Raw genomic sequence first — 15,867 nt, 5'->3', positions numbered from 1 at the left:
AAACACACGTTCCTTTTCCTTATGGGATAAGGGTCAAATTAAAACTGGGCCCTAAATTGTGTGGGGGAACAGCCCTTCAATTCTTTAAATTTTCTATTAAAATTCGCAATATTGTTGAAGCCACATTGATCGGAAATCATGGAAATGGCAAGTTCTGGGTTGCTTAAAATAAGCTTACAGGCATTCTCTATCCGTATCTCGATCAAAAATTGGAAAAAAGTCTTGTTCGTTCGCTTTTTAAAATACCGGCAAAAAGCATTTTTGCTCATATTCGCTACATCCGCCACCTCATCAAGGTTAATGGGCTCGTGAAACCTGTCCATGGCATATTTGAACACATCGTTCATCCGTTTCCCTTCATCATCAGAGAACGACTTTCTGTATACAAAGGAAGACAAAGGCTCAGTTTCCGATTGCATTATATGGCTGATAATGATCAAAAGCGTGGCTATCTGCTCCACTTTGTTCTGCGTCTTTAATTTGTTGAACTCTTCAATGATGATTTCTGTATTGGAAATCACTCGCATTCCAAGCTCCGATTTTTTAAAAAACTCTTTGGTTGACGAAAGGTCTGTAATACGAAAGAATTCCTTGCCAAAAGAATTGATGTCAAAAAACAAGGTGTACATAAGGGATTTTGGTGATGCGGAGACATCACTTTTAAAGGCATGGGGGACATACCCTCCAATAACCAAGATATCCCCTTCCCTGTAATCACTGATAGAGTCGCCCACAATCAAGGACCCCGCACCTTTGGCTATATAGCTTATCTGAATTTCCGCATGTTGATGAAGCTGGTCATAAAAAACCCGTTCCCGGTCTACCTGGTAGACCAAGGCTTCATCTTTAGGTTTGGGTATTTTGAACGGGAGAACTTTCATTTTTATACAAATATCATTAAAAAATCGTCCTCAGTCAATAATTTGGGTCAATATAGTATCATAACAAGCTAATAAATAGACCGATTCTTGGCTTGTTGTATTTTATTTTTGTAATCAAAATACTAAGCATTATGATACATTGGGAAGGCGTTATGCCTGCTGTAACAACGAAATTTACAAGTGAGGACGAATTGGACCTTGCCATGTTTGAAAAAAATATTAGGGCTCAAGTGGATGCTGGGGTACACGGAATTATTTTGGGCGGCACTCTGGGTGAAGCAAGTACGCTGGCCAATGAGGAAAAAGAAACCTTGATCAAGGCTGCTTTGGAAATTGTTGGCCATAAGGTTCCAGTAATTATCAATATTGCAGAGCAGAGTACCAAAGAAGCCATAGCCGTGGCACAAAATGCAGAAAAATTGGGTGCTAAAGGACTTATGGTGTTGCCTCCCATGAGGTATAAGGCAACCGATCATGAAACAGTAGTGTATTTTAAGGCCATAGCAAACAGCACTTCGCTTCCCATAATGATCTATAACAACCCGGTGGATTATAAAATTGAGGTAACTTTGGACATGATGGAGGAGTTGTTGGAATGTGACAATATTCAGGCCATTAAGGAATCCACAAGAGACATCACCAATGTCATCCGATTAAAGAACCGCTTCGGTGACCGTTTGAAGGTCTTTACGGGCGTGGACACACTGGGTCTAGAGAGTTTGGTGATAGGAGCGGATGGCTGGGTAGCCGGGTTGGTCTGTGCCTATCCAGCGGAGACCGTCGCCATCTATGAATTGGTAAAAGCGGGCAAAATCAACGAAGCCCTGGATATATACCGTTGGTTTATGCCCCTGCTGGAGTTGGACATAAGCCCGCAGTTGGTGCAGAACATCAAATTGGCCGAAGTGGCCACAGAAATCGGGACCGAACATGTCAGGGCACCAAGATTGCCCTTGCAGGGTAAAGAAAGGGAGCGGGTGATCAAGGTTATCGACGATGCCATGAAAAACAGACCGGTACTCCCGGAATATAAAAACCTAAAAAGTGAAGTATGATTACAGGAAAAAACTGTATAGCAGGAGATTTTAGCGCAAAGGGAAGTGTTGTTTTCAAAACGACCAATCCCAAATTGAACATTGAAAACCCAACAGCTTTTGTGGAAGCCACAAAAGAGGAAATCGAGGAAGCCGTTTCCTCGGCATGGAGTGCCTTTAAAATTTTTCGAAATGTGCCCGGCAAACAAAGGGCCGCATTTTTGAATGCCATAGCCGATGAGATTTTGGCCTTGGACCAAGAGTTGGTGGATATGTACGTTACAGAGTCAGGCCTTCCCGAAGGAAGGGCAAAGGGAGAAAGGGGACGTACCATGGGCCAATTGAGGTCCTTTGCCGAATTGGTCTCCAACGATCATTGGAGGGAAAACACCTTTGATGCAGCCCAGCCGGACCGAAAACCATTGCCAAAGGACGATTTGAGAAAAACAATGATTCCCTTGGGGCCAGTGGCCGTTTTTGGAGCCAGTAACTTTCCATTGGCCTATTCCACGGCAGGAGGTGACACAGCAAGTGCTTTGGCCGCAGGTTGTCCGGTAATTGTCAAATCGCACCCCATGCATGCAGGTACATCCGAATTGGTGGCCTCTGCCATTGTAAGGGCTGCAGGGAAAACCGGAATGCCAAAAGGAGTGTTCTCCAGTATCAATGGAGGTATTCAGGCAGGGGTTGATTTGGTGAACCATCCCAAGATAAAAGCGGTCGGTTTTACGGGAAGCATCACAGGAGGAAGAGCACTGTTTGACCTAGCGGCAAAAAGGGAAGAACCTATTCCCGTATTTGCGGAAATGGGAAGCATCAACCCGGTTATCATAACTCCAAGTGCCATAGCCAAAAGGGGGAATGAAATAGCAAAGACCTATGCGGGATCCATTACCTTGGGAACAGGTCAATTCTGTACCAATCCTGGACTTTTATTGACGATAAAGGATGAAAACACCCAAGATTTTGTCAATGAATTGGCAAAAGAGACCATTGCTTTGGATCCACAGTGTATGTTGCACCCCAATATTAAAAGCGGGTATGAGAAAAAGGGTGGCGATGTAACTTCGCAATTGGGAGTTGAGGTCGTAGGCAAAGTTGAAGGAGACTTGGAGCCCAATTATGCAGCCTCAGTAGTGGCAACGGTTTCTGGAACAGAATTTTTGGCCAACCCCAAATTGCACCAAGAAGTTTTTGGACCCTTTTCCATGGTGGTCCAATGCAAGGACGAAGCAGCGCTTTTGCAGATTATAGAAGGACTGGAAGGACAGCTCACCGGGACCCTCATTGCGGAAGAAAATGATTCCCTTGATTTAGTGGAAATCGTGGACGCCCTTGAGAATCGAGTGGGTAGAATCATCTACAATGGAGTTCCCACAGGAGTGGAAGTTTGTCCGTCCATGCAGCACGGCGGTCCATATCCGGCATCTACGGATTCCCGTTTTACTGCCGTGGGTACACACGCCATTAAAAGATGGGTAAGGCCTGTAAGCTATCAGTCTTTTCCCAAAAATCTGTTGCCCGACCATTTAAATGGATAAGGTGCACAGGCAATGATCTATTAAAATAAATGAGTCAGTTTTAAAGACAACGAGTGGCAAGAAAAACTTTTTTTTGTGTTGATGCCCATACCTGCGGGAATCCGGTAAGGGTTGTGGCAGGGGGCGGCCCCAATTTGATAGGGGCCAACATGAGTGAAAAGAGACAGCATTTCCTAAAGGAATTTGACTGGATTAGAAAAGGGTTAATGTTTGAGCCTCGGGGACATGATATGATGAGTGGGAGCATTTTGCTCCCACCTCATGAACCCGAAAATGATTTTGCCATTCTCTTTATCGAGACCTCTGGTTGTTTGCCCATGTGCGGACACGGGACTATCGGAACCATTACCGTGGCCATGGAAGAAGGCTTGATTGTACCCAAAACACCGGGAAAAATTAGGATGGAAGCTCCAGCAGGGTTGGTGGAAATTGAATACAAACAAACCGGAAAGAAAGTGGATTGGGTCCGTTTGGTCAATGTAAAATCCTATTTGGCCGCCGAAAATTTGACGGTGGAATGCCCGGAACTGGGTGAAATCACTTTTGATGTTGCCTACGGAGGAAACTATTATGCCATTGTAGATCCGCAGGAAAACTTTAAGGGCGTGCATAATTTTTCAGCAGGGCAGATCATCCATTATTCCCAAGTGGTGAGGAGGAGGATCAATGAAAAATACCCAGATATCTTTATCCACCCCGAAAACAGCACCATCAGGGATGTCAGCCACATGCTCTGGACAGGAGATCCCATAGACCCGAACTCGTCAGGGAGGAACGCCGTTTTTTATGGAGACAAGGCCATAGACCGTTCCCCATGCGGTACGGGAACCTCTGCAAGAATGGCGCAATTGTATGCCAAGGGCAAACTGAAGATAGGTGAACCTTTCATCCATGAGAGCTTTATTGGCAGCAAATTCATTGGCAGGGTGGAAAAGGAAACCACACTGGCGGACAAACAAGCCATAGTGCCCAGCATTCAAGGGTGGGCCCAGATAACGGGCTACAACAACATCATTATAGATGATGACGACCCTTATGCACACGGGTTCCAGGTTTTATAAACGATTTTCCAAAATGAAGAAAGTGATTGTTGTAGGGGGAGGAATCTCCGGCCTTTGTAGTGCCTATTATTTGGTAAAGGAAGGATATGGAGTGACACTATTGGACCAAACCGATATGACCAATGGCGCCTCATTTATCAATGCAGGATACATCACCCCAAGCCATTTTATTCCATTGGCCGCACCGGGAATCATTACCCAAGGCCTTAAATGGATGCTCAACAGTTCCAGTCCTTTGTATATAAAGCCCAGATGGGATATGGAATTCTTTAAATGGGCCCTGCTTTTTAAAAAATCGGCGACCACCTCCAAGGTCAAAAAAGCCATTCCGGTACTCAAGGAACTCAACCTGAAGAGCAGGGGTTTGTACGAAGAGCTATTGGCTTCCCACGATTTTGATTTTCATTATGAAAGGAAAGGTGTGCTGATGGCCTATTGCTCTGACAAAGCCGAACATGAAGAACGTAAGGTAGCCGAACAGGCCATAAGGGAAGGGCTGGAGGCGTCCATACTTTCCAAGGAAAAGCTGCAAGAAATCCAGCCCGTTTTTTCCGATAAGGTAAAGGGAGCCGTACATTACCAATGTGATGCCCACATGACCCCCAACCATTTTATGCAGCAACTAAAGGTTTGGCTACTGTCCCAAGGTGTGGAGTTTAAGTTCAACCAAAAGGTTGGGGGTTTTACCGTTAAGGGGAAAAAAATAGTCTCCTTGAAAACGCAAGACTCCATTTTTGAGGCCGATGAATTTGTTTTGGCCAGTGGAAGCTGGACTTCAAAACTGGTTTCATCCATTGGTTTGGATATTCCCATTCAAGGTGGAAAGGGATATAGCACGGATGTGCATAGGCCTACGGATATTACGTTGCCCACCATTTTGGTAGATGCCAGAATGGCCATAACCCCTATGGATGGTTTTACCCGTTTTGCGGGAACCATGGAGTTTTCCGGTAACAACAATACCATCAAAAAAGAAAGGGTGGAAGCCTTGGCCAAGGCTGTCAAGACCCACTATCGGGATGTTGAAATACAGCCAGACGAATTGAACAGGGCAACATCCGGGCTCAGGCCTGTGTCCCCAGATGGGTTGCCCTACATTGGCAAAACCTCAAAATACCAAAATTTGACCATTGCCGCCGGTCATGCCATGATGGGGTGGAGCTTGGGACCTGTAACCGGAAAGTTGGTGGCACAAGAAATAGCCAAGGCAAAAACCATGGTAAACCTTGCATCTCTTTCACCGGACAGGTTCAAATAACCAAATCCGCAATATCCAGACTACATTACTGTAAACTTGCATCTTTTTGTGCTTAAAGTGGTGTTAAGGGTAATATAGTATAAGTATATGATAATTTGGATTGGCGTACAACGGGAGATTATCTCTAGTTTTAGACTTATTTAAACTATGGAATCTTTTGTCAAAAAAATAAGTGTATTTTTTATACTTGTAACGGTAAGCACATCATTTGCCCAAGGAACTTTAGCGGAATATAAAAAGGCGATAGCGTTGGATTCCCTGTTCCGGGACAAGGTCACCAACTCGCCCTCGACTTTTCATTGGCTTGAAAATAACCTGTTATGGTATGTGAACAATACTGCTGAGGGAAAAGAGTACCTGTGGGTCGATCCTGCAAAAAAAACGCAAGCAAAATGTTTTGATCATGAGGTCTTGGCCAAATTGCTTTCTGAAGAATTTGATACGGATGTCGATCCAAAGAACATGGGGATTAGTGGGTTGGAGTTCGATACGGACCTGAAAGAGTTGAAATTCATTTTTGACAAGGCAAGGGTTTCCTACCGTCCCAATGCCAATAAACTGACGGTAATTGAAGCGAGTGTTGAGGATAGAAGCAGGGACAGAGGCTATTGGGGCAGTAGGTTTGATGAGAAAAACAATCCGCCCGTGGTTTCCCCGGATTCCACTATGACCGCATTCATCAAAAACAACAACTTATACATTAAGGACAACAAGACCAAAGAGGAAACCCAGTTGAGCTATGATGGCGCTCCCGGGTTTTTCTATTCCACTTATATCAAATGGTCCCCCGACGGCAAAAAAATCATGGCCTACAAGGTGCGCCCTGGTGACGACCGTAAAATTTACTTTGTGGAATCCAGCCCAGAGGACCAATTTCAGCCCAAGTTGCAATCCAGGGATTATTTGAAGCCAGGGGATGAACTTCCCTTCAAAAGCCCACAACTATTTTTGGTAGATGCCCATAAACATATCCCGATTCCAACGGACGAATTCAACCATCAATTTGGACTGAACAATATGGAATGGAGGGAGGACAGCCGCGCATTTACCTTCGAATATAACCAAAGGGGGCACCAAGCGTACAAAGTGATCGAGGTAAATGCCATCACTGGAAAGGTGAAGGTGTTGGTGAATGAGACCAGCAAGACCTTCATCGATTACAGCAGTAAAAAATACCGATACGATGTTGCCGACGGCAAGGAAATTATATGGACTTCCGAGCGGGACGGCTGGAACCACATATATCTTTATGACGGGGCGATCGGACAGGTGAAAAAGCAGCTCACCAAAGGTGAATGGGTAGTGCGCAAGGTCATTCATGTGGATGGGAAAAACAGGGAAGTGTATTTCACCGCGAGTGGACTGGACAAGGATCAGGATCCATACTTTCAGCACTACTTCAAAGTTGGTTTTGATGGAAAGAACCTCACTCGGTTCACCAAGGAAAATGGGAACCACGAGGTCACGTTTTCCGAGGATTATGCATATTATGTAGATCAATACTCCCGGGTCGATGCACCACCTATCACCCTTTTGAAATCATCACAAAACGGCAAGGCCATCATGCAGTTGCAAAAGGCCGACCATTCCGCTTTGCTGAAAGAAGGATGGATCGCCCCCGAAGTGTTTACGGCAAAGGGCCGGGACGGCGTAACCGATATCTGGGGCATTATCATCCGGCCGACCTCTTTCGACCCCAACAAGACATACCCGGTCATTGAATATATTTACGCTGGACCCCACAGTTCCTTTGTGCCCAAGGATTTCAGGGCCTACAACTGGTCCATGTCCTCCTTGGCCGAATTGGGTTTCATTGTGGTTCAGATAGATGGGATGGGCACTTCCAACCGTTCCAAGGCTTTTCATGACGTATGTTGGCAGAATTTAAAGGATGGTGGTTTTCCCGATCGGAAGATATGGATCAAGGAAGCGGCCAAAAAGTATCCCTATATGGACGCTGAAAGGGTTGGGATTTTTGGTACATCCGCTGGTGGACAGAACGCGGCGGCAGCCTTGGTCTTCAATTCGGATTTTTATGATGTAGCGGTCTCCTCATGTGGGTGCCACGACAATAGGATGGACAAGATCTGGTGGAATGAACAGTTCATGGGCTATCCCATTGGCCCCCATTACGCAGCCAGTTCCAATGTGGAGAATGCGGCCCAAATGGGCGGTAACCTCATGCTCATTTTGGGCGAGGTGGACGACAACGTAGATCCGGCCAGCACCATGCAGTTTGCCAATGCCTTGATCAAAGCCAACAAAGATTTTGAGTTGATCACCATTCCCGGGATGGGACATTCTTCCGGTGGGGAATTTGGGGAACGGAAACGCAAGGACTTTTTTGTAAAACACTTGATGGGTGTCGATCCCCCGTCTTGGGAAGAAATCTACGAATGGAAAAATTGAAAACACATAGAACCAAAGGTTAGTATAAATATTGGAGAAAAGATTTATTATGAAGTTATGTAAGTTGTTCGTTGGTACGATATTGTTTTTTTCCGCTTGGTGTACAAGTTTTGTACAAGCGCAGAGCGGCAATCAGATTTTGGACGGAATTGGTGAGACCGCAATGATTGCCCGGTACATTTTTGATGGCGATGCCAAGGATTGGTCACGAAACAATTTGCATGGAAGGATTCACGGTCCCAATGCCAGTTTTGCCGAGGATGAAAAGTTCGGTAAGGTACTTGTTTTGCCAGGGGATGGCGAATCTTACGTTTCAGTCCCCGGTGAATCCTTGGAAGGGGAAGAATCCCTGAGCATCACTGCTTGGGTCAATTTTAAATCCTTGGAACCCGGACAACGACTTTTTGATTTTGGAAAGGATGACAGGACACATCTTTTTGTGGCACCATCGGGCATTGGGGAAAATGAAGCATTTCAGTCGGTCATCATCAAAGAAGACAAGAAAGAATACGAAGCACTTTCACCAGATTCAAAAATAGAAACTGGCGAGTGGGTACATCTTGCCTTGGTTCTGGACATTCCCTCAAAATCCATGACCACCTACATCAACGGGAAGCAAGTAGGGAAAGCAGGGAATATGGAAATGGAGCTGGGACAATTGTTCACCCATGAAAACCAACTCTACATCGGAAAGGCGATAGCATCGGGAGACACTTACGTCAATGCCAAGATCCATGATTTTAGATTGTACCGGACTCCCTTGAGCGAAAATCAGATTGCCAGGATCCGCTATATTGCCCTTCGCGGGGGCGATGGTTTGGCACAAAGGGAAAAACCAGAGAACGACCTACCAAAGTTCCCCCCAAACACCCCCCAACTGTACAATGAATATCTAACAGGAGTGTCCGATGTAGCGGTTGAAACCAAAGTGGGCTTTTTGCCAAGATTGCCCCGCTATGTTAAAGGTACGTACCGCAATGGGATCGAAGGTCCAAAAGTAAGGGTGCTTTGGCCAGCCCCGACCGACAATTCCGATGTTTCAAAACCCGGAAGCTATGTGATTACCGGTAGGGTTTCCGGAACGGATCTTCAACCCAAGGCCCGGGTTACGGTAAAAGCAAGCAAGGAATCGGATACGCCAAGCCTCAAATTGGATGTTTTCGGCTTGGACCAAGTGTCACTCAACGCCGATGCACACGGCCAGCAAACAAAATTTATTGAAAATCGTGACAAGTTTATAAATACCTTGGCGCAGACCGATCCGGATTCCTTCCTCTATATGTTCCGCAATGCCTTTGGACAACAACAGCCCGAAGGAGCAAAACCATTGGGTGTTTGGGACAGTCAGGAAACCAAATTGCGGGGACACGCCACGGGACACTATCTAACGGCCATTGCACAGGCTTACGCCAGCACCGGTTATGATAAGGAATTGCAGGCCAACTTTGCGGACAAGATGGACTATATGGTGGAAGTGCTCTATGAGCTGTCGCAGATGTCTGGGCAACCTGCCAAAGCTGGGAGAGAGCATGTCGCCGACCCAACGGCGGTCCCTCCAGGTCCAGGTAAATCGACCTACGATTCCGACTTGAGCGAAAATGGCATCCGAACAGATTATTGGAACTGGGGCGAAGGATTTATCAGTGCCTATCCTCCCGATCAGTTCATCATGTTGGAAAATGGGGCCACCTATGGCACCCAGCCAACACAGGTTTGGGCACCTTACTACACTTTGCACAAAATATTGGCGGGCTTGATGGACATTTATGAGGTCAGTGGCAACAAAAAGGCGCTTGACATTGCCAAGGGAATGGGCGATTGGGTTTATGCCCGATTGAACCAGTTGTCCACAGAGACCCTGATCAGTATGTGGAACAGGTACATTGCAGGGGAGTTTGGCGGAATGAACGAAGCCATGGCCCGCTTGGACAGGATCACCGATGAACCCCGCTACCTCAAAGTGGCCCAATTGTTTGACAACATCAAAATGTTTTTTGGTGATGCGGAACATTCACACGGATTGGCCAAAAACGTGGACTCCTTCCGTGGATTGCACGCCAACCAGCACATTCCCCAAATTGTGGGGGCCTTGGAAATCTACCGCGATTCGGAATCCCCAGAGTATTACCATGTGGCCGACAATTTCTGGTACAAGGCCAAAAATGATTATATGTACAGCATTGGTGGGGTTGCCGGGGCAAGAAACCCCACGAACGCCGAATGTTTTATCGCCCAGCCGGCCTCATTGTACGAAAATGGGTTTTCATCCGGGGGGCAAAATGAAACCTGCGCCACATATAATATGCTCAAGCTCACCAAAAACCTGTTTCTTTTTGACCAGCGTACCGAGTTGATGGACTATTACGAACGAGGGTTGTACAACCATATCCTGGCCTCTGTGGCCGAGGACAGCCCGGCCAATACCTATCACGTGCCCTTGAGACCGGGTTCCGTGAAAAGATTTGGGAACCCTCAGATGACCGGGTTCACCTGTTGCAACGGTACCGCTTTGGAGAGTAGCACCAAGCTCCAGAATTCCATTTATTTCAAAAGCAGGGACAACAGTACACTTTTTGTCAATCTCTTCGTTCCATCAACCTTGGAATGGACCGAGAAGAATATTACTGTTGAGCAAAAAACCGCTTTCCCAAAAGAGGACAATACCCAATTGACCATAAAGGGCAAAGGAAAATTTGATCTCAACATCCGAGTGCCACAGTGGGCGACCAAAGGTTTTTATGTAAAAGTGAACGGTAAGGAAGAAAAAGTCCAAGCCAGGCCAGGCACATATCTTACCCTGAGCCGCAAGTGGAAAAATGGTGATAAAATCGACATAAAAATGCCGTTCCAGTTCCATTTGGATCCGGTGATGGACCAACAAAACATAGCAAGTCTTTTTTATGGCCCCATTTTGTTGGTGGCCCAAGAAACAGAACCACGAAATGAATGGCGTAAAGTGACTTTGGATGCCGAGGATATAGGAAAAACCATAAAAGGTGACCCCAAGGCACTTGAATTTATCATTGACGGTGTGGTTTATAAGCCGTTTTATGAAACCTACGGGCGCCACTCGGTTTATTTGGATGTCACCCTGGAGTAGATCCATTTTATCAATGAAACCAATACAATGAAAAACCAATCGCTACCTTTAGGTAGAAACGGACAAAAACTAAACACGAACAATATGGGTTTTAAAAAAATAGGAATCATTGCAGCGGTCATGGTTGGCTCCCTCGCAACAGCGCAGACCAGCCAATTGGCCGACCTTGTCACCGAGTTCGAAGCCGACAACTGGGCCTTGGACCGAACCTACATCGTTGACGAATCCGACGAGTACTATCAGCGCTTCTCCAAATTCTATTCCGACTGGCAAAAGAAAATGGCCAGTATAGATTTTGGTTCTTTATCCCAACAGGGGAAGGTGGATTATGTTCTTTTGAAGAACTTGGTGACCAAGGGGGAGTATTTTTTGAACCAAGATTACAATGCCTTCAAGGAAGTTGATGAAGTAGGCCATTTTGCCAAGGATATCCTTCCGTTCATCCAAGAACGACGCAGGGGCAAAAAACCGGATGCCAAAAATTTGGCACAGTTATTTCAAAATGCCACCAGAACCATTGATTCGGAAATGGAATCCTGGAAATCAAAACCATTCAAGGATTGGCAAACTGCGGACAAAGCCTCGACCGTTGTACTTTCATTGCAAAGGGGATTGGAGGAAGCATACAACTTTTATTACGGCTACGACCCAGATTTTACTTGGTGGGTGGAAGAACCCTATAAAAAACTCAACGAAAAGTTGACCGCTTATGCGGATTTCCTCAAAGAAAATTACGCGCAGGGCAGTGTCAAGGACGATGGAAGCGGTATCATTGGCAAGCCCATTGGAGAGGAAGCACTCAATGAAAGCCTTGCCATGGCATTCATTCCCTACACGCCGGCCGAACTTATAAAAACTGCCGAAGAACAATTTGAGTGGTGCAAAAATGAAATGATAAAGGCATCCCGTGAATTGGGATATGGCGATGATTGGAAAAAAGCCTTGGAACATGTGAAGAATACCTACGTTCCGGCCGGGGAGCAGCCACAGGCCATCATGGACCTGTATTCACATTCCGTGGATTTTATAGAAGAGAGAGATTTGATCACCTTGCCGGATTTGGCCAAGGAAACCTGGGGCATGAAAATGATGAGCCCCGAAAGACAGAAGGTCAATCCGTTCTTTTTGGGCGGTAGGGACATCATCATTTCCTATCCGACCATGGAAATGGACCATGATGACAAGTTGATGAGCATGCGCGGAAACAATCCCAACTTTTCGTTTCCCACGGTGCAGCACGAATTGTTGCCCGGACACAATCTACAATATTTCATGACCAGCCGCCACAAGAGTTACCGAAGGGCTTTTTCCACCCCTTTTTGGACAGAGGGATGGGCCCTTTATTGGGAAATTAACCTATGGAACAAAGATTTTCCGCAAACACCCGAGCAAAAACTCGGAATGCTGTTCTGGAGGATCCACAGGTGTGCACGGATCATTTTCTCGCTCAAATTCCACTTGGGCGAAATGACCCCACAGGAGTGTATCGACCTTTTGGTGGATGAAGTGGGCCACGAGTATGCCAATGCCGAAGCAGAGGTGCGGCGTTCGTTTACGACCAATTATCCACCACTGTACCAATTGGCCTATATGATGGGTGGCCTCCAATTTTACGCGCTCCGAAATGAAATGTTGGAAAAGGGTTGGACAGAAAAACAATTTCACGATCGGGTAATGCAAGAAGGAAGAATGCCAGTGGAGCTCCTTCGCAGTCTTTTGCAGGACCTACCGCTCAACAAAAACTATAAAACCAAGTGGAAGTTCTCCACAGCGTTCCAATAGGAACCTACAGATTATTTTAAGGATAGGGAGGTGTCAATAGACACTTCCCCCAAAAACCAAACTAGCACTAAAATGAAGCATATAAAGTATTGGATGGTCTCGGCATTTTGTTTTGCCACCATATCAACCCTAAAAGCACAAGAAACCTATTGGAGCAGGGTCGAGAAAAGGGAATCTACCTTGGGCATTGCCGATATCTATCAAAAATTCAATACACCCGAATTCCGGTTAAAATTGGTGCGGGCCTCGCAAACGGTTGCTGCACTTAATCCAAACAGCGAGCCTTACTTTGATTTTACCCCCGGGGAACGGCTCGAAATCAGGGATAAGGACAGTCTCTATCACCTTGGCGACATCAACCTTCGGATAAAGGATGCCAACGGTATTTGGAAAAATTATTCCACCGCTACCAGCCGTGCAGCCGTAAAGCCTTTGGAGGTTAGTGGAAATATCCTTGCCGGTGCCGATTTGGCCAACACCTTGCCCGGTGACATTCCGGTATCGGTGAAACGCTATTATGAATTGGACAATGAACAATTGGTGATGCGTTTTGAGATCACCAATAAGCAAAATGTCCCTGTGGAAATCGGAGCCTTGGGCGTTCCCATGATCTTCAATAACATCCTGGAGGGGAAATCATTGACCGAGACCCATGCCCAAAATGTGTTTTTTGATCCTTACATTGGAAAAGATGCGGGATATCTGGAAGTGAAAAGATTGAGCGGAAGAGGCCCGGCACTATTGGTGTTGCCCAAAGAGAACATGGCCTTTGAGGCGTACAGGCCTTTGTTGGACGACCCCACCCCTAAAAGCATTGTTTTTGAAGGTTTTCACGAGTGGATGGCCCACAGTAAGGCCTACGCAGAGAAAGAATGGAAAGATGTGGAGCAGTGGAACGAGCCTACATCGCTCACCCTCCGGCCCAAGGCAACCAAAAGCTTTTCCTTGAAATTTGTGCTTTCTGAAGGAATCAAAAATATTCAGGAGACTTTAGTGGAAGAAGAGCGTCCCGTAGCGGTCGGGGTGCCCGGTTATGTGTTGCCCCAAGATGTGGAGGGCCAGTTGTTCATTGATTACACAAGTGAAGTGGCTTCTTTGGGGATTGAACCTAAAGGTTCCTTGGAAATCAAAGAGGATGGCAAGACCCCATCAGGAAAGAAAAAATACAGTGTCCAAGGTAAAAAATGGGGCAGGGCAAGGCTTACCATAACCTATGCTGATGGCGTGGAGCAGACCATCAATTACAAAACCATCAAACCGGAAACAGAGGTCATCAAGGATTTCGGACATTTTTTGACCACGGAACAGTGGTTCGATGATCCCAACGACCCTTTTGGACGTAATCCATCGGCCATCAGTTATGACTATGAAAAGAAAGAACAGGTGGCACAGGATGGAAGGGTCTGGATCAGTGGATTGAGCGATGAGGGTGGTGCGGGCAGTTGGTTGGCCGCCGTTATGAAGCAGTTGGTGCAGCCCGACAAGGAAGAGATTCAAAAATTACAAGCCTTTGTGGATGAAACCCTATGGGGGGGTATCCAGTACAATGAGGGGCCCCTAAAGTATGGAGTGAAGAAAAGTGTGTTCTATTACGAACCCGACTCTTTGCCGAAAGGAACGTACAGCTACAAGATCAACTACAATACATGGGCTGCTTGGGACCATAAGCATGCCAATGATCCCGGAAGATCGTACAATTATCCGCACGTGGCAGCGGCCTATTGGACAATGTATCGTTTGTCCCGTTATCATGAGGGACTGGTGGACAACCGTCCTTGGGATTGGTATTTGGAAAATGCCTACCACACCAGTGTTGCCATGGTAGAGAAAGCTCCCTACTATGCCCAGTTTGGGCAGATGGAAGGATCCGTATTCCTCTTGATTCTGGAAGATCTGAAAAACGAAGGGCTTACGGGGATGGCCACCGATTTGGAAAAACGGATGAAGGAAAGGGCGGACCACTGGAAGGCCTTGGATTATCCCTTTGGCAGTGAGATGCCCTGGGATTCCACAGGACAGGAAGAAGTGTATATGTGGTCCGATTACTTTGGGTATGACCGAAAGGCGATGGTTACCCTGAATGCCATTTTGGCCTATATGCCCACTATGCCGCATTGGGGCTATAACGGCAATGCCAGAAGGTATTGGGACTTTTTGTATGGAGGAAAGGCGGGGGAAACATCGCGTGTCGAACGACAGATCCATCATTATGGGTCATCGTTGAATGCCATTCCCGTACTGAGCCACTTCCGAAAGAAGCCTGACGATCTGTATCTGTTGAAAGTGGGTTACGGAGGCCTTTTGGGCGGAATTTCCAACATCACTCAAGATGGCTTTGGCCCGGCAGCGTTCCATTCATACCCATCAACCCTTAAAATTGATGGCATTTCCGGGGATTATGGTTCCGGTTTCTATGGATATGCCGTGAACACTTCTTCCTACCTTGTCAAGGATGAGGATATGGGATGGTTGGCCTTTGGCGGCAATCTGTCCCAAAAAGGGGATGAGGTGGAAATGGAATTGACCACGGCAGCAAAGTCCAAGGTCTTCATTGCGCCTAAAAAGTTATGGTTGACCTTGGATGCAGGTTCGTTTAAAAAGGTGGCCTATAACGACAGTACTGGTGAGGTGATCTTGACCTTGAATGGAAAAACAGCGCATACTCCCTACGCTTATTTACGCGTGGATGGAAGCGATGTTGAACTTTCATACAAGAAAGTAAGGGGAGCATACCAAATTGAACTGGGCAAAAAAGAAATCGAGGTCAAACTATAAAAACCAAAGAAATCAAATCCGGGGAA

At 46.3% G+C, this 15,867-nt stretch carries 9 protein-coding genes; 8 read left to right on the top strand and 1 reads right to left on the bottom strand.

All coding sequences use genetic code 11. The features are described from left to right. Positions 1 to 38: 38 nt before the first annotated feature. The gene (locus VM932_RS07555; protein ID WP_326278185.1) at positions 39 to 881 is read right to left on the bottom strand and encodes an AraC family transcriptional regulator; all 843 of its coding nucleotides are present in this window, start codon (positions 879 to 881) and stop codon (positions 39 to 41) included. A gap of 131 nt (positions 882 to 1,012) precedes the next feature. On the opposite strand from VM932_RS07555, the gene VM932_RS07550 reads away from it, so the two are divergent. The 8 genes from VM932_RS07550 to VM932_RS07515 all read left to right on the top strand — a co-directional run bounded on the left by VM932_RS07550 (position 1,013) and on the right by VM932_RS07515 (position 15,841). Further along, a complete protein-coding gene (locus VM932_RS07550; protein WP_326278184.1) occupies positions 1,013 to 1,936 on the top strand; it encodes a dihydrodipicolinate synthase family protein in 924 nt (307 codons plus the stop codon). After that, complete coding sequence (locus VM932_RS07545; RefSeq protein ID WP_326278183.1) at positions 1,933 to 3,456, top strand: aldehyde dehydrogenase (NADP(+)); 1,524 nt, start codon at positions 1,933 to 1,935, stop codon at positions 3,454 to 3,456. The genes VM932_RS07550 and VM932_RS07545 overlap by 4 nt, the downstream gene beginning before the upstream one ends. A gap of 53 nt (positions 3,457 to 3,509) precedes the next feature. Beyond that, entirely contained in the window at positions 3,510 to 4,517 is a 1,008-nt protein-coding gene (locus VM932_RS07540) for a 4-hydroxyproline epimerase (RefSeq protein WP_326278181.1), read from the top strand. Between the two features lie 13 nt (positions 4,518 to 4,530). Beyond that, positions 4,531 to 5,775, top strand: a complete 1,245-nt coding sequence (locus tag VM932_RS07535; RefSeq protein WP_326278180.1) for an NAD(P)/FAD-dependent oxidoreductase — start codon at positions 4,531 to 4,533, stop codon at positions 5,773 to 5,775. Between the two features lie 147 nt (positions 5,776 to 5,922). Next, a complete protein-coding gene (locus tag VM932_RS07530) occupies positions 5,923 to 8,184 on the top strand; it encodes a S9 family peptidase (RefSeq protein WP_326278179.1) in 2,262 nt (753 codons plus the stop codon). Positions 8,185 to 8,233: 49 nt separating this feature from the next. Beyond that, positions 8,234 to 11,284: a beta-L-arabinofuranosidase domain-containing protein gene (locus tag VM932_RS07525; RefSeq protein WP_326278177.1), complete on the top strand. Its 3,051-nt coding sequence runs from the start codon at positions 8,234 to 8,236 to the stop codon at positions 11,282 to 11,284. A gap of 27 nt (positions 11,285 to 11,311) precedes the next feature. Continuing rightward, on the top strand, positions 11,312 to 13,066 hold the full coding sequence (locus VM932_RS07520; protein WP_326278176.1) for a DUF885 family protein: 1,755 nt from the start codon (positions 11,312 to 11,314) through the stop codon (positions 13,064 to 13,066). Between the two features lie 72 nt (positions 13,067 to 13,138). Further along, positions 13,139 to 15,841 (top strand): DUF5695 domain-containing protein, encoded by a 2,703-nt coding sequence (locus VM932_RS07515; protein ID WP_326278175.1) that lies wholly within the window; start codon positions 13,139 to 13,141, stop codon positions 15,839 to 15,841. Positions 15,842 to 15,867: the final 26 nt, after the last annotated feature.

The organism is Flagellimonas halotolerans, assembly GCF_035818535.1.
Taxonomy (GTDB): Bacteria; Bacteroidota; Bacteroidia; order Flavobacteriales; family Flavobacteriaceae; genus Flagellimonas; species Flagellimonas halotolerans.
Note: the sequence above shows the minus strand (reverse complement) of the source record. Positions and strands in the feature narration are given on the sequence as shown.